This is a genomic window from Streptomyces sp. NBC_01454 (assembly GCF_036227565.1).
Taxonomy (GTDB): domain Bacteria; phylum Actinomycetota; class Actinomycetes; order Streptomycetales; family Streptomycetaceae; genus Streptomyces.
In genome coordinates this window covers 190246-210219 of sequence record NZ_CP109461.1, presented here as the reverse complement: position 1 = coordinate 210219, position 19974 = coordinate 190246, and the positions used below count along the sequence as shown (strand labels likewise).

Genomic DNA, 19974 nt, shown 5'->3' with positions numbered 1-19974 from the left:
TGGCGGCATAGCTGTCGATCCCCCCGCGGGTAGGCAAGTCCCGGCAATTCTGCCAGAGGATCACCTCACCCCATTGTATTGGTCGGCCAATAGAATACAGTGGCGCCAAGCGACTGCGGATCGCCCGCAAGTGAGCGGACGAGGCGCGGTCGGCGCGCCGTCCTGCTGCCCGGCCTGGGCTCACGATGGAGCGTGAGCGCTGGGCCGGGTCGAGTGGCCCGTGAGGTGACCCCCGGAGTGTGGACACAGGGGTTCATGCTGCGAGTGAGAGTTTAGCTGTCTTGTGGTGCTGCTGTTCGAACTCCATTGGGGAGAGGTAGCCCAGGGCGCTGTGGCGGCGGCGGGCGTTGTAGTAGGTGAGCCACTGGAATATCTCCAGCCTCGCCTGCCGCATCGTCAAGAACAGTTTCCCGTACATCGTTTCTCGCTTCAGGCCCTGCCAGAAACTCTCGGCCAGGGCGTTGTCGTAACTTGAGCCGACCCTGCCCATGCTCCTGCGGATGCCGTACCGGTCGCAGACCTGGGCGAACGCGGCCGAGGTGTACTGCGACCCGCGGTCCGCGTGGAAGATCACTCCGGCCACGTTGCCGCCGCGGGCGGCGACCGCGTTCTGGAGCGCGTCGATGACGAGTTCGGCCCGCATGTGCGGGGCCATCGACCAGCCGAGCACCCGGCGGGACCGGATGTCCACGACGCAGGCGAGGTAGAGCCACGTTGCTCCGACCTGCACGTATGTGATGTCACCGCACCACTTCTCGTCCAGATCGCCGGCGGTGAAGTCCCGCCGGACCAGGTCCGGCACCGGCGGCGCGAGGCGGTCTGGAGTCGTGGTGCGCTTCTTCTTGCGCAGGTGGCGGCCGACGATGTCGTGCTTGCGCATCAGCCGCGCGACCCGCTTGCGGTTGACCGTGTGGCCGAAGCCGCGCAGCTCGGCGTGGACCCGCAACGCGCCGTAGTTCCCGCGGTGTTCGGCGTGGATCTCGCGGATCTCGGCGACCAGCGTGTCCTCGGCGGCCTGCTGCACGGCCCGCGCTTCGGCGCCGGCGATCCACCCGTAGTAGCCCGAGCGGGAGACCTCCAGCACCCGGCATATCCGCTTGACGCCGAACATCTCGGCATGGGCGGAGACGAAGTCCCAAGCGGCGGTCTTCACTTCATCTCCCGGGCAAAATACGCCGCTGCCCGGCGCAGGATCTCCCGCTCCAGCTGCCATTCCTTCTCGTTCTTCAGCAGCCGGGCGTTCTCCGCCCGCAGCCGCGCCAGCTCGCCCTCCGCGCCATCCGACGCGCCAGCGGCGGCCGACGGTGCGTCCATGTCGCGCACCCAGGTCCGCAGCGTCTCGGGGTTGACGTTCAGATCGGCCGCGACGTCCTTGAACGTCCGCCTGCCGGCCGAAGCCCGCCACAACGCGATCGCGTCGGACCGGAACTCCGCACTGTACTTCGAGGGCCGTGCCACAGAGATCTACACCTTCCAGGATCAACAAGATCCATTGTCAGGTGTGTCCACATCACGGGGATCACCTCAGTGCCACGCTATCCCCCAGATGCCGGAGTACCTGCACCCGCTCTTGTGCCGTTGTAGTGGGAGATACAGACGAGGAGGACGACGATGGGGCAGATCAGGAATCAGCGCGTACAACGGGGTGCCCGGCCGCCTAAGGCCGGCATGCCGCCGTTCCCGGAGGCGGAGGTCAGACGTCTGGAGCACGCGTGGGAGCGGGCTGTCGAGGCTGGTCTGATGGAGACCGGAGTGGAGACGAAGTACCACTTCGCCCCGGACGGCCGGGTGTTGTCCGCGGCGGTCGGCAAGAGCGGCCGGATTCTCCTCAATGGTGAGCGGCTGACGCCGTTGGTCGCTGAACGGCTCCGCCGTGAGATGCCGTTTCTCGCGCAGATGGTGACCTTCTACGAGAACAACCAGGCCGTGGGCCGAGGGCTGGGGGGCGGGCCCGAGGGCGTCGTCGTCATGCTCCATCCGCCGTCGGGGCTGAACCCGTTGGCACCCCTCGACCCGGAGACGATGGATCGGGCCCAGCGGGCGACCGAAGCCCTGATCCGGGCCGGCAGAGCCGGTGAGGGTGTCGGCGCGATGGTCATCCCTTTCCCCTCGCAGCGGGGGGTGTTGGGTCCTGCCGGTGATGCTGCTGGATTGAACGCTAAGGAATGATCACGCGCGTGGCATGTTCCTGGTCTGGGGATCTACGCGGTATCCGCTGCCGTCTGTGGGACGGGGTTGATAGCCTGCTTGCTATCAGTGGGTGGGATGAGCAGCGAGAAGAGACGCCGGTCGGCGTCGAGCAGATCGCCGCAGCGATGGGTGTGCTGAGGATACCACGGGCAGAACACTCCGGGGGAGGCTGGCCGGCTGGGTGGGGCGGACGCCTATCGGGCTCGGATGGTCAACGCGTTGCTGGGTGTGGTGCAGACCGAGGCGGCAGTGGCCGACGCCGTGAAGCCGGATGACGATGCCCGGAACGCGGCGTGGGAGCGGACGGGGATCCGGCCAAGCGGGCGGAGTTCATCCGGTGGCAGGTACTGCGGGCTGGTACGCCGCAGCGGGTGATGACCCTGCATTAGGTCCCGCTGGCTGCTGTGCAGGCCGTGACCGGGCTGCGCATGCTCCTCGGGGTGGTCGCCGTCAGCCAGCACGCGACCGCCCTGGGCGACGTGGTCACCCTCGCCGTCAGGGCCGAGCGGCTTCACGCCGCCCGTGCGGCTTTGAAGACGGCGCTCGGCAATGTCGATCTGCTGCTGGATATGCTCAAGTCGGTCGGCCTGTAGGAATCGCTGATGACGCAGGTGTAGGTACGTTCGGCGAGTGGGCAGCATCGGCCGGAGGTCTCCTCACCACCTGGGCTCTTCAGACTCCCCTACGCTGGGGCATCATGCATGCTGGCGAGCATCAGCTCCTCGTCGAGGGGTGAGCCGCCCCGAAGTTCTCGGACAGGGGTCCCCGATAGGATCGAAGTCCAGAACGGCGGAGAGAGCACGTGGCACCAAAGCGTAGGAAGTTCAGTCCCGAATTCAGGGACGAGGCAGTCAAGATGGTGGTCGTGGAGTCCCGGCCGATCGCCGAGGTCGCACGGGAAATCCAGGTGAACGAGGGAACTCTGGGTACCTGGGTCAGCCGCTACCGGCAGGAGCACGCCGGCGAGGAACCACCCCTAAACATCAGCGAACGCGCTCGCCTGCGTGAGCTGGAACGCGAGAACCGTGAACTGCGGATGAAGACCGAGTTCCTGGGAAAAGCGGCGGCCTTCTTCGCCCAGGAATACCGGTGACGGAGAAGTACGAGTTCATCGACGGCGAGTCCGATACCTATCCCGTGCGACGAATGTGTGCCTGGGCAGGTGTATCGACGTCGGGTTTCTACCACTGGCGTTCCCGGCCGTTGTCGGCCACCTCCGGGCGCCGCACAGAACTCAAGGAAATCATCTGCCAGGTCTTCTCCGACTCGCACGAAACCCACGGCTACCGGCGCGTCCACGCCGCCCTGAAGAGGATGAACGTGCAGGCCGGGCCGGAGCTGGTCCGCGCTCTGATGCGCGAGCTGGGCCTGGTCCCGTGCCAGCCACGACCCTGGCGAGTGACCACCGTCGCCGACGACACGGCGCCGTCCACACCCGACCTGATAGCCCGTGACTTCACCGCCGATGCCCCCGGTCGCAAGCTTGTCAGCGATATCACGTATATCCATACCTGGGCCGGGTTCCTCTACCTCGCGACGGTTATTGACTGCCATACCAAGGCCGTGATCGGCTGGGGGATGGCTGACCATATGAAGACCTCACTCATATCGGACGCACTCGACATGGCAGCACGGAACACCCACCTCACCGACGGCTGCATTTTTCATTCGGACCGCGGCAGTCAATATACTTCTCGGGAACTCCGGGGGAAACTTCGTTCGTTGGGGCTCAGGGCATCAGTCGGCCGCACCGGAGTCTGCTGGGAGGTGAGTCGGCGGCGGGAATCTCACCCACCGCCGCTCTCAGAACCGTGCGTGAACCTCGCGACTCACACGGCTCCCATTGTTGAACCAGTGGGCAATGCGCCATGCTTCCAGTGAGCGAACATACCCGGGAATGCTGAGGCAATCTCAGCCAGCCTCCTCCGGGCCTTCCTTGAGGCACTACGATACCGTTTGTACTTCCTCCGGGCCCATTTCACCAGGAACGGATTGATCCGCTGTTCCAGGAACCTGATCAATCTGGACTTGTAGAAGCGCCCATAGTAATTGATCCATCCCGCCACGACAGGGTTGATCATCGCGGCGATCTCCCGAAAGCTCAGCTCGGTGCAGCGCCCCAGTCGCCAACTCCGGATAGTCCTCGCCATGGACTTCATGGCTGTTTCGCTCACTGCTGGAAGGAAGCCGGTTTTCAGCCTCCCATCCCGCAAGCGGGCCGCCCGAGGACGGAAGGTGTACCCCAGGAACGTGAACTCCGTGACCGGGAACTCCCGTTCACGACCTTCCTGTTTGCAGTACACCACCCTGGTCTTCTCCGGATGGAGACGTAATCCGAACTGCAGCAACCTGCGCTCGATGATGTCGCGGACGAAATTCGCCTGCTTCTCACTGGCGCAATGCACCACAGCGTCGTCGCCGTACCGCTCGAACCTGATCGCCGGGTACTCCCGAGCCAACCACGCGTCGAAGGCGTAGTGCATAAACAGATTCGACAACAACGGGGAAATAGAAGATCCTTGAGGAGTTCCCTTTTCCCGTCTGACGAGCGTTCCGTCGGGCTGTTGCACAGGGGCGACAAGCCATCGCTTCACATACAACAGAACCCACGAGAGATTGGTATGCCTTTCCACTGCCGCGATGATGGGGGCGTGCGGCACGTTGTCGAAAAATCCCTGGATATCAAGGTCGATCACCCAGGGATGCCTCCAGCACCGCTGCTTGCACGTCTCCACCGCATCCAGCACGGACCGCCTCGGGCGATAGCCATACGAGTCCTGATGGAAGATCTGCTCCACATCTGGCTCCAACGTCATGGCCACTACCGTCTGGGCGATTCTGTCGGCCACGGTCGGAACCCCAAGGCTCCGAGTCCCACCGCCGGTTTTGGGAATGTCAACCGCTCTCACGGGTGGGGGGAAGTAGCTTCCCGAGGAGAGTCGATTCCACAGCTTGTACAGGTTGTTCTTCTCATCCTGCTCAAACTCCGCTAACGACTGCCCGTCCACCCCAGCCGCTCCCCTGTTGGCCTTGACCTTCAGGTATGCGTTCCAGATCAGCCGTTTCGGAATATCAAACGGCTTGCTCGCTGATCTCGTCTCGACCATCCGATTCCTCCCATCTCTGGTTGATCGCCGATCGACACCCAACAACACGTCCCCTTCGCTCCGCCTCTATTACGGAGGTTTCATCACTACTACGGGACATTCCGCCCTCCCGACGCGCGACCGGTACTCCGGCTCTCATGGCTCTTCGCCACTTGAGCCTCTTCCTCTCGCGAGCCACGTCAACCCGTGGATCGCGGTTTCGCGTCGAGGAGTTCTCCAGTTCCGTTGTGAAGCCCGGACTGAGCTCGCGCCACCTTCATGCCGGACACCGCCAGACCAATAGACAGGTTCTCGTCTGACTTGTCCCAGGACAGCATTGAGGCCCTGGTTTTGATGTCATCTAAGCTTTACGACACGTCATCAGTGGTTCACTTGCGTTCGCCTTCTCAACCCCCACCTGCCGCATTCAGTACGGCTTTTCCATGACGCTCACCACCACGGCTCATTCACCGCAGCAGCTCATGGTGGTTTGACACCTGCACCTGCACCTGCATGCCGATGCCGAAGGACCTACCTTCATCTCCACAACAACATGGCGACTGTTCGCTTCCGTCTCCTACATCAGAACCTCACAATCACCTTCTGGACACACCAACGCCCTGGCCGAGAGTTTCTGGCAGGGCCTGAAGCGAGAAACGATGTACGGGAAACTGTTCTTGACGATGCGGCAGGCGAGGCTGGAGATATTCCAGTGGCTCACCTACTACAACGCCCGCCGCCGCCACAGCGCCCTGGGCTACCTCTCCCCAATGGAGTTCGAACAGCAGCACCACAAGACAGCTAAACTCTCACTCGCAGCATGAACCCCTGTGTCCACACTCCGGGGGTCACCTCAAACTGAAGGGCGGCCGCATCGCACTCGCCGAGACGACCAGCACGGCGGCACTGCCCCGACCCTCCAGGTCAGAAGACTGATCTGTGAATCCCCTGGTTTCGTAGAGCTGTCTGGTGATGCGGCCCGGGCTTTCTGATCGGTTCGGGCTCGCGCTTCCTGGTGATCCGTTCGAACTCGGCGGGCGGTTTCCCGCCGGCCGCGCTGTGGCGACGTTTCATGTTGTGGAAGTCCGCGATCCACGTGGCGATCTTCAGTCAGGCCTCGGCGCGGGTGGCGAAGCCGTGCCGGTGGATGTACTCCACCTTGAGGACCGAGTGGAACGATTCCGCGGCGGCGTTGTCCAGGGCCGCCTATCAACTGCACCACACCTCAGCGGCCGCACAGCTGCTGGAACGCCTCGGATGTGTACTCCCCGCTGCCGCGGACCATGTGGAAGATGACGTCGCCTACCTGGCCGCCTCTGGTCGCGATCGCCATCTGCAGGCGGCGCTGACCAGCGCGGCATCATGCTGCTCTCCCATCGCGTAGCCCCGGGCCCAGCGGGAGAACGCGTCGTGGACGGATGCGAGGTAGAGCTTGCCCGCGCCCGTGTCGATCTCCGTCATGTCGCCCCACCACAAGACATCGGGCGCGAGTTCCTCGCTCTCGCCCACCGGCCCCGTCCCGTCGGCCCGGTCCTGTCGGCGTGCGGGCCCGCGACACCAACTGGCCAGTGTGGTCTCGTTGGTATCGAGGTCCTTGGCGACCTGCGCGATCGGCTTGCGGGTCTCGGTGACGGTCCGCACGGCCCCTCATAGAACTCCATGTCGAATACCCGCCTTTTGACCGGCATGACTTCCAACTTCCCCTGCAGTCACGGTTTCTACGCTGTGAGGGAAGGTCGGTCTCGTTGGCTGTGCAGGTGGGGGATTTTGCTGTCTTGCTCTGGTGCTGTGGGGCTCTGCGTTGTGGAGAGTTGGGCGGGGGTGGTGGGCCGGTCGGGTGAATGTGCGTCTGAAGGGTTGGTTGACTGTCGTGCCAGATGCCTAATGGATGTGAACCGGTGGGCTGCCCATCCCTCCTGGATGAGCAGCCCACTATGCGATCATTCGGTTCGTTCGTGCTGTGTGGTGCCGCCCTTTCGGGAGCAAGGCGTTCTGGTGCCGACGTCATCTGGCGTTGTCCATGCCTCGGCCGCATGGGCAGTGCCGCTCAGAGCGAATCGAGAGGCTCCCTGACCATGAATACAAACGCACAACTGTGGCTGCCGCCGCAGATCTCCGCTCTTCTCGTCCAAGGGCAAGCAGCTGCAGGGCTGGCCGCGCTCGGTGCCGGGAGCGTGGCTGGAGCGCAGCAGCACATGGCGCTGCTCGCCGCTATCACTCTCCCCGCCGGCACCAATCCGCGGGCGGTGGCGGTGGCGCCCAATGGCAACGTCTACGTCGCCAACGTCGGCTCGAACGATGTGACGGTGATCGACAGTGCCACCAACACCGTCACCACCACCCTCCCCGCCGGCACCACTCCGCGGGCGGTGGCGGTGGCGCCCAACGGCAACGTCTACGTCACCAACGGTGGCTCGAACGATGTGACGGTGATCAATAGTGCCTCCAACGCCGTCATCGCCAACCTCACCGCCGGCACCAATCCGCGGGCGGTGGCGGTGGCGCCCAACGGCAACGTCTACGTCGCCAACCTCGCCTCGAACGATGTGACGGTGATCGACAGTGCCACCAACACCGTCATCGCCACCGTCACCGCTGGCACCCAGCCGGTGGCGGTGGCGGTGGCGCCCAACGGCAACGTCTACGTCACCAACACCGGCTCGAACGATGTGACGGTGATCGACAGTGCCACCAACACCGTCATCGCCACCCTCCCCGCCGGCACCCAGCCGGATGGGGTGGCGGTGGCGCCCAACGGCAACGTCTACGTCGCCAACACCGGCTCGGGCAATGTGACGGTGATCGACAGTGCCACCAACACCGTCATCGCCACCGTCACCGCTGGCACCCAGCCGGAGGCGGTGGCGGTGGCGCCCAACGGCAACGTCTACGTCACCAACAACGCCTCGAACGATGTGACGGTGATCGACAGTGCCACCAACACCGTCACCACCACCCTCCCCGCCGGCAACGGTCCGTTTGGGGTGGCGGTGGCGCCCAACGGCATCGTCTACGTCGCCAACAATGGCTCGGGCGATGTGACGGTGATCGACAGTGCCACCAACACCGTCAGGACCACCCTCCCCGCCGGCACCAATCCGTTTGGGGTGGCGGTGGCGCCCAACGGCAACATCTACGTCACCAACAGTGGCTCGAATGACGTGAGTGTGTTTCCGCCGGTCCCGCATCTGATCTTCCTCAGTCCGGCGCAGGGAGTGCCCGCAGGGGGCAATACGGTGACCATCACGGGCACTGACCTGACCGGCGCGACACAGGTGCTGTTCGGGGCCACGCCGGGAACGAGCATCGTGGTGAGCCCGGGTGGTATGTCGCTGACGGTGACGGCTCCTGCGGGGTTGGGCACCGTGCCGGTGACCGTGACCACTCCCGGTGGGCCGAGCAACGCGCTGAACTACACCTTCACGGCGCAGCCGACGTCGTCGACGGTGGTGTCGGTGAGCCCGAATCCGGTGCCGTGCGGTCAGCCGGTGACGCTGACGGCGCAGGTGTCCACAGTTCCGCCCGGTGGCACTCCCGTTCCGACGGGAACGGTGACGTTCATCGTCAGCGATGACGGCCCGGCGCTGACCGGCACCGTCAACGCTGCGGGCCAGGCCACCGTCGTGCTCACCACTCCGCTCATTGCCGGGGTGCATCAGGTGGTGGCCGTCTACAGCGGCGACAGCAACTACCTCGGCTCAGGGTCTGCCCTCACACCGCTGAGCGTCACCACCTCTGCGACCACCACGACGGTGACAGCCACCCCGAACCCGTCCACTCCAGGACAGTCCGTGACCGTCTGCGCGCAGGTCACCGCCACCGCCCCCGGCGCAGGCATCCCGACCGGAAGTGTGGTGTTCACCGGCCCCGGCGGACTGAACCAAACCGTTGCGGTGGATGCGACCGGCAAAGCATGCTTCACCTCCACCACCCTGGTATCGGGAACCATCAACGCCGCCTACAGCGGACAGGCATGCTTCACCACGTCGTCCGGCACGGTCACCGTCACCGTCCAGCCGCCCTCCACCTGCGCTGTCACCCTCACGCCCCCCGCGGGCACCGTCACGGTGGGCCAGCCCACCACCGTGTCCGCCACCGTCACCTGCAACGGGGCGCCGGTGCCGAACGCGGGGGTGACGTTCACCAGCAACGGTGCGATCATCGGCTTCGCGCTCACCAACGCCTCCGGGGTGGCCACCAGCCCGGTCATCTTCACCACCCCCGGCGCCAACACCCTCATCGCCACGGTCACCGCCACCGGAACCGCCTGCACCTGCACCAACGTCACCTCCACACCGGTCACCGTCACCGTCCAACCCTCCGGCGGTACGTTCACGGCGCACCCGGCCTGCTACACGCTGGACTTCCCCCCGCTGCCCTGGTCCTTCGCCCACACCACCCTCACCGCCACCGGCGCCACCCCCGGATCAACCGTCACCTTCCACTCCGACGGACCCAGCGGACCCGTCCTGTGCACCGCCGTCGCCGACACCTTCGGCAACGCCACCTGCCTCGCCCACCTCACCGTCTTCCAACTCGCCTCCGGCTACACCGCCACCACCCCCGTCCCCGGAGGATTCCTCACCTCCTCCAACACCCTCACCCCCTGCATCATCAGCTGACGACGCCTCTGGCGTACACGTGAACGTGCACAGCCGGAAGCCCGCAGCACTCACCTGAACCGCCTGACCCAACCGGGCTGGCGAACAACCCAACACAAGAGCCGTCCCCCGTAACGCAACTACGGGGGACGGCTCCTGCCGCAAAAACAGGCCCACAAACACCACAGCGAGTCCAGACCAGGCACCCCCGGACCCACCAATCAGACGGACGGATGCCTGCGCCCTGAACGCCGCCACCTGACCACGACCGGCCCCACCTCTTCCAGCAGCCGGCCCACGGGACCCACAGAGCCAAGTGGTCGGGCAGGCGCCGACCGCAAGGAGCGTCCGACTGCCCACCGCAACGCAGGAAGCGTCAAACAACCGGCGCCTGACCACAGGCTCTCCCACACCACAGCGCGGTACACTGACGGCGGCCGTGACAAGCTCCCCATAGGCGGCCATTTAAGGCCCCACTGATGGCCACGGGGTTCCCCGCGTACGGCCAGTTTTCTCCCCGCTCGCCCCGACAGGTCCTGCTCGGCGACGCTTGAGCGGGTGAAGAACAGCAGGGTCGGGTGGCCCGGAGGGATCTCACCTCCGGGCTCCCTCAGAACGGGGTCTGTCAATCGAACGGCCCTGTCTCACATTCGGTGGTGACGGAGCGTGCTGTTATCCGAGGAGGATGCGGTGCCGGAGTAGGGTGAAGCCTGCTCGTCCGTGCATCTGGCGCGCGATCCGTTTGGTCTTGGTGTTGACGCCCTCAGTGGGGCCGTTGCTGTACGGAAGCGTGAGCCCGGCGATCACGGCGTCGATGTCCCGGTCCAAGCCCCGGGTGAAGGCGTGTAGGTGGGGCAGGTCGGCTGTTCGGACTCGGGCGATCCAGTGCGTGAGCGCATCGGCGTTGTCGGTGTGTGGCGTAAGAAGCGGGGCGAAGTCTCTGATACGTGTGGCCAGTTGGGTCATCTCGGGGCAGGCGGCGGTGAGCTTGGCCAGGAGCTCGTGCTGCTCGGGCTTGAGGTTGTCGGGTCTGGTCAGCAGCATCCGGGCGAGCCGGCGTGGCGAGATATGGCTGCGGTCGGCGTCCGCGCGGCCTTGGTTGATGTACTTGTGCAGAAGGTTCAGGCAGCCCGTGAAGCCGAGGGTCTTGATCTCTTCGAAGAGGTGCTGGACGGGGACGCCGGGGTCTTCACTTCGGCGTTTGCGCAGGTGCTCGCGGTAGGGATCGACCAGGCTGGCACGGTACTTGGGGACGCGGAGCATGCGCTCGGGTCGGTCGGCTCGGGCGTAGCGTTTGACGGTGTTCAGGGCCAGTTGCAGGCGGCGGGCGCATCGAGCAGGCCCACGCCCTGGTCGAGCAGGCCATGAACCTGATGCCAGCGTTCGAGGGTGGTCTGAGCGCGGGGCCCGTCGTAGATCGGCGCGTCCAGTACGGTGGCCCAGCAGGCACTGTGTGCCTTCACCTCACTCAGGGCGGCTTCGCACAGGTTCTTCCATAAATGCCAGCGATCACCGACCTGGACCGCGTCGGGCAGCGCGCGCCGGATCGCCTCAGCATAGGTCGCGGAGCCGTCCCGGCACACGGTCTCGACGCCCGGATGCTCGCGAAGCCATGCCTCCAGCGTGTCGGCCGTGCGGTCGGGCAGCACGTCAATCCGCTCGTGCGTCTCGGCGTCGATCACCACGGTGGCATAGCGCTGCCGCCGGCGCAGGGCGAAATCGTCGACGCCGATCACGCGGGGCACCCGCCCGGTGGGCAACGGGATGCGCAGCAGGGTGCGCAGGGCCGTGTGACGGGACAGGCCCACCGCGAGTATCGCCAGCAAACGTGATCCCGCCCGGCCCGCTAACTCTTTGACCACGGCGTTGACCTGCCTGGTCAGACGAGCGGTGCGTCGCTGGTATCGCTCCAGCACCCCGGGCGCCTGTTCGCGGAAGGTGTGGCGGCAGCCTCGCGTGGGACACACCAGACGCCGCACCCGCACACGGACCACTACCCGTCGCCCGTCGACCGGAACGTCGGCCACCGTCCGCCAGTGATAGCCGTGCACCCGTCCCGACGAGGCCCCGCACACCGGGCAGACCGCGGTGTCCAGCGGCGTCCGGGCCCGCACCACGATCCGCTCACCCTCGTCGACCACATCCTCCATGACCAGTGGGGACAGACCCAAAAACACCGTCTGCATAAGCTCGTTGACACCTATCACATGAAGGTCAACGACCCTGACGACTCTCCGTCACCACCGAATGTGAGACAGGGCCGTTGATTGGACACACCCCTAGCTCGCTCACCATGCACCTGCCCAGCTGGGGCCCCGAGGGGCGAGGACTGCCGGGATCCGGCATACCGGGATCCTCTCCGCGGTCGTCCCTTATCGAACGGCGTAAGACGGGGCTGCAAGTAGTACAGAAAGCAATGTCGGATAAGAGGAAATGCGCCTGAGGTCCGATGGAGGCTCGTACCTGCCGCCTGCTCCCCCTATGGCCAACGGATGCGTTTCGCTGCGCCGTTCGCGCCGGTGCGAAACCGTTCAGCAGCGCTGGCAAGACCTTCCGCAGGAGAGGTATTGCTTCCGGGGAAATCGGGCAAGCGTGCCCGTACCTCATGGTGATCACCACATCGGACGCCGGGCCGCCTCCAGCGGCAGGCTCTTCGAGGCCGGGCTGAGATATCGATGCCGACCTCGGCCATCGCTTCCGCCACAGCCGACTTGACGAGGTGGCTGGGCACCGTTCGTCGTTACGCGAACGCCAGACATGAGCCGCAGGTACCGACCTGCCAGAACACAGATCGTCCCGGTGTGCGGGACGCCCGGGCATCGCTCCCCGGGGGTGGCACCGGCGTCAGCCAGTGTCTTCTCGTTTCAACGCCCCCTGCCCAGCACCCTGACGGGCACCAGGACCTACAGCGGCTCTTCGAGCGTTTAGGGTCTCCCCCCTATCGGAGGCGACCGCCGTGAGCTGCCTGCACGCCGCGTACACGATGTTCGCGGTGCTGTTCTCGTGACGGGGTACGACTTCACCGCACGAAGTGCAGTGGAACGTGCTGCGCGAAGGGGCGGAGCTTGAGTTTCGCTCCGTGCACCTCGCGCAGGTGCTGGCGACGGGCTCGGCTTTGTCGAGGACAATGAGCTGCGAGCCGTACCAGGCGGTCTTGTATTCGAGCTGGCTGCGCAGGCTGCCCAGTGCAGCGTCCAGGAGATGCCGATTGAAGCGGGTCTTGACCTTCACGTTCTTGCCGGGCCTGTCCGGGGTGCCCTGGGCCGAGGCGGTGAGAGCAGCGAGGTTGAGGTCTTCGATCGCCACATGCATGAATCGGGTGGCGAGCTTCTTGGTAAGGCCGTGCAGGAACGAGGCCCGTCGGACCGTGATCTGGCGGTGGACGCGGGCGAGGCGGGTGGCGGCCTTCGCCCGCCGCCGCGAACCGGGTTGAGTGCGGGACAGCGTGCGCTGCGCCTTGGCCAGCTTGGCCAGGCTGTAGGCGAGCACACGGGGGTGCTGCACGAGGGCCGAGGCGGGGTCGGACGGATCGAGGGGGCTGGACAGGGCGGCCAGGTAGCGGGAGCCGAGGTCGACACCGACGAGCCCGCCGGCGTGCTGGCGGGCGGTCGGGCGGCCGGTCTGCTCGATGCGTCCGCCGTTTTCGGCAGCCTTCTCCGCCTGGGAGCGAGTCAGATAGGGGACACGGGTGCCGTCGTCGACGACGTGCTCCCACAGCACGGGAACATGCTGTTGCACCTTCGCCAGCACGGAGGCGTACCAGCGGTGGCCACCGCGGGTGACGGTCACGGACTGGATGACGGCCTGACCGCGCTCCACCAGCCGTGCCAGGCGCTTGCCACTGTCGTGGATGCGGACGCTGCCAAGGCCCGGCATCACCAGACGCCGGTAGCCATCCAGACGGATGGTTGGCCTCTTCACGTCATGGAAAAGAGCGAACGAGTCTGCTGCACGGCCCTTCGTCTTGAAACGGGGGTACCCGTTCGGGCGGCCCGCGCGGCAGCCGGCGAGGGAATCCTGCCAGTACTTCCAGGCGACCTGGGCGCGGTCGAAACCGGAGGTGAAGCAGTAGACGTTGACCTCGGCCCACCACGGGCTGCCGCCCTCTTCCTTGGGCCGGTCCCTCTCCATGCGCCACAGGGCGCTGGTATCGGTGGCGGTCGGTGTGCGGAATCCGGCACTGAACGCTTCCGCCTTGAGCGCGTTCACCGTAGTGCGGGCTTCGGCCAGGAGCCGACGTTCGCCACCGATGCCCGCGGCCTCCACACGGGCCGCGGCCAGCCGTCGGGCGAGTGCTTCCTGCCCGGCCGGGAGCTGCGTCGCGGGCAGGGGCCACTTGCCGGCGGCGGCGGTCAAGAGGCTCTTGCGATGGTGGTCCCACACCTTGATGCGGTCGGTGAGCTCAGCGCCGTCGGCCCTAATCCGGGCCTTCGCCTCGGCTTCGCTCAGCCCCGCCTCCAGATAGGCGGCCCGACGCTCCGCCCAAGCCTGGTGGGAATGGGTCTTCTTGGCCAGGGCATAGTTGTAGGCCCACCGGCAGGCCCCGGCGTAGCGGGCCAGCTTGGCGAGTTCAGCGTCGGAGGGAGCCAGAGCGAACCTGTAAGCACGCAACACCGCTGTCTGAGGCACAAAGCATCCCCCTCACATAGCGCTACTTTAAGCAGCAGGGTGGCAACTCATTATAGATGATGGGCCGCGCTTCCAGACTTCGAGCCATCGTCACCCCACTGCCGCAGTACCGGATATACTGCGGCGGAGCCTCTACCGTGATCACCCCGACCTGCGGCGGAGGATTCCGGCTGCCGAGGCGATCGCGACCCCGCCTGCACAGCGCCGGGGCTGAACCTCCAGAACCTACCTGCGGATTACTTGTCCCCCTCGTGCCCGAGCTGGGGCTACCGGGCCAAGACCCGTGCGCAGAGCCCCAAAATCCTCGGTTCAACGCACGGGTTCCTACACACGAAGGACAGCCGAAGGCCAGAATACCGCATCCTTTGGATAAGTGCTCTCCACCAGCCTTCCGCGCGGCGAGCCTGCCCGGCAAATCCCGCCGCGGCACCGTCCCCGCCCACCTGTTCACCTTCCAGCTGTCGCACGGCGTCATACCCCGCCTGGGCTGGACCGGCACGGACGACCCCGTTCTTTGGCACCGATGCGACTCCCACGGCTGCACCAACCCCGCCCGCCTACGGCTGGGCACCAGCGCCGAGAACCGCACCGAGTGGGCACAGCGACCCCGCGACCCCGGCGGCCCCCTCGCAGACCTTCGCGGAGCCGCCGGCCGCACCCGCGCGATCGCCGACGCGATCCGCGAGCGACTCCGCGAGGGCGAATCCCCGCAACAGATCGAACAGCGCATTCAAGACGCCGAACGCCAGGGCCTCCCGCTGACCCTCTGGTGACACCCTTGCGGGTGAAAGATCAGAAGGCACCCCGGCTCTCAACGACGCCGGTCACGACGACCGGCGCCCAACCCCTCGCTCCTTGGCGCCACAAGGCAAGGCGCTCTCGCTCTCATGAGAGTTGCGAACTCTGGAGAATGCGACGAGGCCAGCTATCGCGCTCACGCCGTGCAGCGGCCGGCACAGGCGGTGCGGGCAACTGCGGGTGGGATGAAACTCGGACACAGGGTCTCCAATCAGTGGGTGGTTCAGGCGGCGTCGTCGTAGTCGTCGGGGTCCAGGTCGTCCAGGTCGTTGAAGTAATCCCGGTCCTCTCAGGCCAGCTCCCGTATCGACGGCTCCGGGAAGAGCGGGACCGGGGCGGTCACTCGGCACCCCGGGCGACGCGGGCGGCGTTGGCCATGTCGGCCTGTTAACTGAACTAACTCCTCTGTATTCGCAGGTCAGTTGGGGTGTCTGCTAGCTTCCCGACGTGCTTGAGCCTGGAGATCCACAGCGGGATGTATCGCGCTTCGTGTTGCCTGAGATCGGCGAGCTCTACGAGACCGGGGACGGACGCCACCGTCATCGACCTGCACTCCCGCCGCCTGCTCGGCTACGCGATGGACGCCCACCACGACACCCAACTCGTCGTCGGCGCCCTGAACATGGCCGCGGCCACCCGCGGCGGTGACGTCGCCATCGCGTTCCTTGACCACCCGCACACTGGCCCCGTTATATTTTCCGCGGCTCCGCAACGGGGCCGCTGGCCTCTGGGCCCGGCATGACTGTTGCCCCCTGTCGAAGGCATGACCTGGGGGGTGGTGTCAGTGCGCCGTGAGGCGCTGCAATTCGTGCGGAGGTGAGAGACCGTCGCCGTCGTCCCTGTCGCAGCAGGGTGATGAAGCTGGGGGCAGCCTGATCCGGGAGGTGCCGGTGAGGGTGAGAGCGGCCCCGACAAAGCCGGGACGGGCCAGAACTGCCAGATGGCCTGGGTCCGGCGAGCGTGATGGAGAGGAGTACGAGAGGAACCAGCGTTTACGTCTCTCAACCCCCCGCCGGCTCAAACCTGTGCAGATATGGGCCGGGTGCGGTGCGTCTTCGAACCGGGTGACTGGAGCGGGGAACTCCTGGGCGGGCTTTGACATGCCCGTCGGGAGGCCACGGTGAAGTGCTGCGGGGTAGCCGTGGCGATGCCGCAGGGACAGAGCTGGGCTCCTACTCCGTCGAGCGAGTTGCAGTGAACACGGGAACCGTTCCGGCTCACGCCCGCTGCCAGGGATCCGTCCTGGTGGACGGGCTGGGTCCATCGTCGGCCGATCGGGCCGGGACGGGGCGGAGTCGCCGTAGTACTTCGAGCGCACGAGAGGTGCGCACATGGGGAAGGGCGGCAGCGGTATCGAGAAGGGAAGGAGGCTGTAATGCCGAAAGACGCACTGATGAACGGCGGTGCTCCGCCTGTCGAGGACTCGGAAGAGTCCGGCGGGAGGGTATCGGGGATGCAGGCCAAGCTTCACCGTTGGGCGGCGGCCGACCCTGGCCGCAGGTTCGACGACCTGTTCAACTTCGTGCACGACCCGATGACGCTGCGTTATGCGTTCTACCGGGTCGCAGGTAATAAGGGGGCCCGGACTGCGGGCATGGACGGCGTTACCGTCGCTCATGTCGAAGAGCAGACCGGCGTCCTCCGGTTCCTGGACGACTTGCGGACCAGTCTCAAGGATGGTTCGTTCCGACCTCAGCCGGTGCGGGAACGCAAGATCCCCAAGCCGGGTGGTTCCGGAAAGGTCCGGAGCCTCGGTATTCCGACGGTGGCGGACCGGGTTGTCCAGGCGGCGCTGAAGCTGGTGTTGGAACCTATCTTCGAGGCCGACTTTGAGCCGGTCTCCTACGGGTTCCGGCCCGAGCGGCGTGCTCACGACGCGATCGCCGAGATTCAGCTGTTCGGCTCCAAGGGTTACCGCTGGGTGCTGGATGCTGACGTCGAAGCGGCCTTCGACACCGTTTCGCACTCCGCTCTCCTTGAGCGGGTACGCAAGCGGGTCAAGGACAAGCGAGTCGTGGCCCTGGTGAAGGCGTTCCTCAAGGCCGGAGTTCTCACCGAACTCGGAGACCAGAGGGCCTCCGACGCCGGGACGCCGCAGGGAGGCATCCTGTCTCCGTTGCTGTTCAACATAGCTATGTCGGCGCTCGATGAGCGTCTGCAGGAGCCGTGGAAGGACGGCGGGACGATGGGAACCGCTGCCCGACGCGTCCGACGCCGGGCGAAGGGCCTGCCGAACTGGAAGGTCTGCCGCTACGCGGACGATCGTGCGCCACGAACACAACGGGAGGTTTCGATGTAGACGAAGTCTTCCGACGTGGTGCTGCACTGGTGATGGAGGCAGACCCTCCGGGACCGCCCATGCAGGGGGAGGTCTCAAACCCCCGCAGGTTGCTCCGGTGAATGAGCCGGGGTGATGAGCACTGCGGAAAAGGCGCACAAGATGCGTCAGGTGTGAACCGAGAAGGCGAACGCGAGTGAACCACTGATGAAGTGTCGAAAGCGTAGCAACGGTTACCGAAACCGGGGTCCAGTTGTTGCCCCGGGATGAATCTGGCGGGCTCCTGTACTCCTGGCCAGGTGGTGCCCGGCATAAAGGTGGCGCGAGCTCGGTTCAGGCGCCGGTGCGGAACGTGGGAACCCCTCGCCGCGATGCTGCCACCGGCCATGTTGAAGGCCGGTCGGCGACAAGGGAGAACCCCAAGCAGCTGAAACTGCAAGGGGGAGAGTACCGATGCGTGGCAGGGGGACGGACCGCCTCGTAGTAGTGATGAAACCCCTGTAATGGGGGCGGAGCGAAGGGGGCGGGTTGCCCCGATCTTGTTTGGTGGTCAACCGGAGTTCCCGGGAGGAGCCAGGTGAACGGATCAAGGCCGCAGGCCAAGGTCAAGTCGTTTGATATCCCCAAGTCGATGGTGTGGGAGGCATTTCAAAGGGTCAAAGCCAACAAGGGTGCACCCGGAGCGGACGGTGTGACGATCGAGCAGTACGAACAGAACCTTTCGGGGAACCTGTTCAAGCTGTGGAACCGCATGTCGTCCGGTTCATATTTCCCTCCGGCCGTGAAGGCCGTGGAGATTCCCAAAGCAGGCGGGAAGGGTATCCGCGTGCTCGGGGTGCCCACCGTTTCCGACCGGATTGCTCAGACGGTGGCCTCGATGTATCTGGAGCGGCGGGTGGAGCCTGTGTTCCATCCGGACTCCTATGGCTACCGGCCCAGGCGGTCGGCGTTGGATGCGGTGGAGCAGTGCCGGCGGCGCTGTTGGCGCAGCGACTGGGTGGTCGATCTCGACATCCGGGCGTTCTTCGACAGCGTGGACCATGAGCTGATGCTCAAGGCCGTCGAGCGGCAGATCGATGCGGATGGGAAATGGGTCCTCCTCTATGTCCGGCGGTGGCTGGTTGCGCCGCTGGCGAAGGAGGACGGATCGGTGCAGCAACGGGATCGCGGGACTCCTCAGGGGTCGGCGATCTCTCCCGTGCTGGCGAATCTGTATCTGCACTACGCGTTCGACGTTTGGCTGGCGCGGGAGTTCCCGCAGGTCACCTTCGAGCGGTACTGCGACGATGCGGTAATTCACTGCGGCAGCGAGAGGCAGGCCCGCAGGGTGCGGGACGCCCTCGCGCAGCGATTGGCGCAGGTCGGTCTGGAATTGCATCCGGACAAGACGCGCATCGTCTACTGCAAGGACGCAGACCGGCGAGGCTCGTATGAGCACACGTCGTTCACGTTCCTCGGGTACACGTTCCGGCCCAGGCTGGCCAAGAACCGGTACGGGAAGCACTTCGTGAGCTTCCTGCCCGCGGTCAGCAAGGAGGCGATCAAAGCGATGGGCAAGGAGATGCGTTCCTGGCGCATTTCCCGCCGTAGTGACAAGTCCCTGATGGACCTTGCGCGGATGTTCAACAGCATCGTGCAGGGATGGATCAACTATTACGGGCGCTTCTACAAGTCCATGTTGTATCCCCTTCTCCGGCGCATCAACAGGATGTTGGTGGGCTGGGCTTGCCAGAAGTACAAGCGACTACGCCGCCGGGAGAAACGAGCGGGAGAACTGCTGGCGGGCACAGCCCGCCGGTATCCCAACATGTTTGCCCATTGGCGGTTCGGCCTCAAGCCTGATGGCTGGGCGATGGGAGCCGTGTGAGCCGAGAGGTTCCCGCACGGTTCTGAGAGGGCGTGCGACACGAAGTCGCACGAATCGAGTGAATTGCACTGAAAGGAGGATCAGAGGTGTTGATGGTGTAATTCCGGACTAGTGTCCATGGGTCCGTTCCCGCCCTGACGTGCGTTGCGAGTAATCGCGGGGTGCGAAGCTCAGGGTTCAAGCCCAAGGGTGCTCGTACCATCCGAGCGCAACAGGCCAGGGAAAGGCTGATGGGTGAACGACAGTGAACCCGTGATGATGCTCCGTCACAGAAAGCCCTGGAGATGGCATGTAGGACCAGGGTGTAGGGCTGGCCGTTGGAAAGCGGCAGGCGGCGGCTGTGCAGCTCTACGCAGCCGTAAGGACACCGCAGCCTCGGAGTTGAGCGGGCACCCTTCCCAGCTGCATCTCGATCGTGTGAAACGTGGTAACCCCGTTGAGGTCCGGTGGCGATAACCGGTAGGCCGACCGTAAGGAGAGCTCAACTCCCCAGCGGGAACAGGATGGTCCAACAAGCCAAAGCCA

The 19974-nt window shown here is 65.4% G+C and carries 10 protein-coding genes and 4 pseudogenes; 9 read left to right on the top strand and 5 right to left on the bottom strand.

The annotated features are described in order from the left end of the window. Positions 1-253: 253 nt before the first annotated feature. Positions 254-1458, bottom strand: a protein-coding gene (locus tag OIU81_RS37605; RefSeq protein ID WP_329142551.1) for an IS3 family transposase whose coding sequence is annotated in 2 segments (ribosomal slippage) — positions 254-1218 and positions 1218-1458 — 1206 coding nt in all. Because the reading frame shifts where the segments join, the coding sequence is not laid out codon by codon here. Between the two features lie 153 nt (positions 1459-1611). Between OIU81_RS37605 and OIU81_RS37600 the strand changes: the two genes are divergently transcribed. From OIU81_RS37600 to OIU81_RS37585, 4 genes and pseudogenes are all read left to right on the top strand, one after another. Continuing rightward, positions 1612-2169 (top strand): hypothetical protein, encoded by a 558-nt coding sequence (locus tag OIU81_RS37600; protein WP_329332003.1) that lies wholly within the window; start codon positions 1612-1614, stop codon positions 2167-2169. A 228-nt stretch (positions 2170-2397) separates the two neighbouring features. Next, positions 2398-2783: pseudogene (locus OIU81_RS37595) on the top strand (DUF6245 family protein). 209 nt (positions 2784-2992) lie between these two features. Continuing rightward, positions 2993-3283, top strand: a complete 291-nt coding sequence (locus OIU81_RS37590; RefSeq protein WP_329142624.1) for a transposase — start codon at positions 2993-2995, stop codon at positions 3281-3283. Next, positions 3280-4071 carry an IS3 family transposase gene (locus OIU81_RS37585; RefSeq protein ID WP_329142625.1) on the top strand — a complete coding sequence of 264 codons (792 nt, stop codon included), beginning with the start codon at positions 3280-3282 and terminating at the stop codon, positions 4069-4071. Before OIU81_RS37590 ends, OIU81_RS37585 begins: the two co-directional genes overlap by 4 nt. Here the strand turns inward: OIU81_RS37585 and ltrA (OIU81_RS37580) are convergent. Beyond that, the gene (ltrA, locus tag OIU81_RS37580) at positions 4020-5297 is read right to left on the bottom strand and encodes a group II intron reverse transcriptase/maturase (RefSeq protein WP_329142626.1); all 1278 of its coding nucleotides are present in this window, start codon (positions 5295-5297) and stop codon (positions 4020-4022) included. The genes OIU81_RS37585 and ltrA (OIU81_RS37580) overlap by 52 nt on opposite strands. 581 nt (positions 5298-5878) lie before the next feature. On the opposite strand from ltrA (OIU81_RS37580), the pseudogene OIU81_RS37575 reads away from it, so the two are divergent. Continuing rightward, a pseudogene (locus tag OIU81_RS37575) lies at positions 5879-6100 on the top strand (integrase core domain-containing protein); the annotation flags it as partial. Positions 6101-6578: 478 nt separating this feature from the next. On the opposite strand, the gene OIU81_RS37570 reads toward OIU81_RS37575, so the two are convergent. Continuing rightward, positions 6579-6917 (bottom strand): hypothetical protein, encoded by a 339-nt coding sequence (locus tag OIU81_RS37570; protein WP_329142627.1) that lies wholly within the window; start codon positions 6915-6917, stop codon positions 6579-6581. Positions 6918-7351: 434 nt separating this feature from the next. Here OIU81_RS37570 and OIU81_RS37565 point away from each other — a divergent pair, with 434 nt between their 5' ends. Further along, positions 7352-9898 (top strand): Ig-like domain repeat protein, encoded by a 2547-nt coding sequence (locus OIU81_RS37565; RefSeq protein ID WP_329142628.1) that lies wholly within the window; start codon positions 7352-7354, stop codon positions 9896-9898. 651 nt (positions 9899-10549) lie between these two features. Here the strand turns inward: OIU81_RS37565 and OIU81_RS37560 are convergent. Both OIU81_RS37560 and OIU81_RS37555 read right to left on the bottom strand, forming a co-directional pair. Continuing rightward, positions 10550-12063 (bottom strand): annotated as a pseudogene (locus OIU81_RS37560) (ISL3 family transposase). Between the two features lie 658 nt (positions 12064-12721). Then, positions 12722-14488, bottom strand: coding sequence for an RNA-guided endonuclease TnpB family protein (locus tag OIU81_RS37555; protein WP_329142629.1), 1767 nt, complete (start codon positions 14486-14488; stop codon positions 12722-12724). 383 nt (positions 14489-14871) lie between these two features. Here OIU81_RS37555 and OIU81_RS37550 point away from each other — a divergent pair, with 383 nt between their 5' ends. The 3 genes and pseudogenes from OIU81_RS37550 (at position 14872) to ltrA (OIU81_RS37540) (ending at position 19449) form a co-directional block, all read left to right on the top strand. Then, positions 14872-15279 (top strand): hypothetical protein, encoded by a 408-nt coding sequence (locus OIU81_RS37550; protein WP_329142630.1) that lies wholly within the window; start codon positions 14872-14874, stop codon positions 15277-15279. A gap of 1400 nt (positions 15280-16679) precedes the next feature. Beyond that, positions 16680-17567 (top strand): annotated as a pseudogene (locus OIU81_RS37545) (reverse transcriptase domain-containing protein); the annotation flags it as partial. Between the two features lie 592 nt (positions 17568-18159). Beyond that, positions 18160-19449, top strand: coding sequence for a group II intron reverse transcriptase/maturase (gene ltrA, locus OIU81_RS37540; RefSeq protein WP_329142632.1), 1290 nt, complete (start codon positions 18160-18162; stop codon positions 19447-19449). The last annotated feature ends 525 nt before the right edge of the window (positions 19450-19974 follow it).